Annotated in this window: 1 pseudogene; it reads right to left on the minus strand. The window is 54.8% G+C overall.

The features are described 5' to 3' along the window. Nucleotides 1–208 precede the first annotated feature (208 nt). Nucleotides 209–343 (minus strand): annotated as a pseudogene (locus tag ABEH28_RS27355) (response regulator); the annotation flags it as partial.

The raw sequence follows: 343 nt of genomic DNA on the forward strand, positions 1-343 counted from the left end.
ACTCAAACCACGCGGCAGATCCGAGGTGTCCAGAAAATCGAGATCGGCAGGTGGCATAACCAGCTCCTAGGAGGAAAGGGACCAGGGCGCAGCAACAGGGCGGGCTTATGGTACGTCAATCCCAAGGTTTGTTACGTCCAGCAAGCAGCAAAAAAACCGCCTAGGCGGGTCCTGATGTGGGACCAACTAAACATAGTACCCGACATATCTAACCGAGATCAGTGGCCGTTTTGAGCATGTGCCTAGCTGTCTGAACCAGCTGGTCCAAACTCCAAGGCTTTTGCAGGAACGCGACTCCGGCAGGCAGATCATGACTCACTTCGGCTTCGTAGCCTGTGGTCAC

The sequence above is a fragment of the Pseudomonas sp. Ps21-P2 genome (genome assembly GCF_039672565.1).
Taxonomy (GTDB): Bacteria; Pseudomonadota; Gammaproteobacteria; order Pseudomonadales; family Pseudomonadaceae; genus Aquipseudomonas.